At 71.9% G+C, this 1,362-nt stretch carries 2 protein-coding genes; both read left to right on the top strand.

The features are described from left to right. A partial coding sequence (locus G6019_RS14140; RefSeq protein ID WP_182627841.1) for a response regulator transcription factor occupies nucleotides 1-487 on the top strand: 487 nt, incomplete at its 5' end. A 115-nt stretch (nucleotides 488-602) separates the two neighbouring features. After that, nucleotides 603-1,220: an SGNH/GDSL hydrolase family protein gene (locus G6019_RS14135; RefSeq protein ID WP_182613456.1), complete on the top strand. Its 618-nt coding sequence runs from the start codon at nucleotides 603-605 to the stop codon at nucleotides 1,218-1,220. The last annotated feature ends 142 nt before the right edge of the window (nucleotides 1,221-1,362 follow it).

Below are 1,362 nucleotides of genomic sequence, written 5' to 3'. Positions count from 1 at the left end.
TCCCGCCACAGCCGACACGTCCGGCACATCCGGTGCGTCTGACGCGCCTGTGTCCACCTTTCTGGCGTTGAGTGTCTCGGACGCCGCGGAGGACGTGATCGCCGTGATCCGCGGCGGGGCGCGCGGGTACGTCACCAAGACCATCTCCGGCGGGGAACTGGCCGACGCCGTGCGCCGCGTGGCCGACGGGGACGCGGTGTTCTCCCCGCGCCTGGCCGGGTTCGTCCTGGACGCGTTCGCCCGTGCCGCCCCGGGCCTCCAGGAGCGGGGTGAGCCGGTCCACGATCCGGAGGTCGACTCCCTCACCCCGCGGGAGAAGGAGGTGCTCCGGTTGTTGGCACGGGGGTACACCTATAAGGAGATCGCCGAGACGTTGTTCATCTCGGTCAAGACCGTGGAGACGCACGCCTCCAACGTGCTGCGCAAGACCCAGCAGTCCAACCGGCACGCGCTCACCCGCTGGGCGCAGTCCCGCCACCTGGACTGACTCGCCGGACCGTCCTGGGTGTCTTGACATCGCGAAGAGTGTTCCGCACACATCGGCCGGGAGTGGGGTGTACGGAACGCTCTTGGCGTTGACGCCGAGCCGCTACGGTGGCGTCGTGAGCGAACCGCGTGACCTCCCCGTCTGCATCATCGGCGACTCCTTCGTGGCCGGATACGGCGACGAGACCGGCCGGGGATGGACCGCGCACCTGGTCGAGGAGGGTGCCGGGGTGGGCCTGAGCCTCCACACCACCGTCGCGGGGATCGGTGGGGACACCTCCGAGATGATCCTGGCCCGGTGGGACGAGGTCGACCGCCGACGCGCCGCGTTCCCGACCACGGCGGTGATCGCGGAGTTCGGCGTCAACGACGTGATGGAGCACGAGGGCGCCCTGCGCGTCGAGGAGGCGGGCACGGTCGCGGCCCTGCGCGGGATGATCGCCCGTGCTCCCGGGGGGCGGTTCCTGGTGGTGGGGCCGCCACCGGTCGTGTGGGAGGAGGTCAATGAGCGGATCGCCGCCCGCGCCGCGGCCATTGCCGCGGTGTGCTCCGAGGCCGGGGTGCCGTTCGTGCCGACCTTCGACTCCCTGCGGCCCGGTGGGGCGTGGATGCGGGAGGTCACCGCCGGCGACGGGGCGCACCCCGGCCGCGCGGGGTACGAGGAGTTCGCCCGGGTCGTCTCAGGCCCGGTGCTCGAGTGGTTGGGCTCCCTACCGGATGAAGAACCGGGGTAGCGGGGACGCCGTACGTCCTGGTCAACGGGGGGGTGCTCTGGGGGTGGCCGTCGGAGAAGGCCGTTCGCGTCCGGCCGTCCGGTCGGAGACCCTCTGCATCTGTAGTGAGGCGTCGACGGGGGCGTCCCTCGGCGCCGGGCCC

The organism is Dietzia sp. DQ12-76 (assembly GCF_014145045.1).
Lineage (GTDB): Bacteria > Actinomycetota > Actinomycetes > Mycobacteriales > Mycobacteriaceae > Dietzia.
Note: the sequence above shows the minus strand (reverse complement) of the source record. Positions and strands in the feature narration are given on the sequence as shown.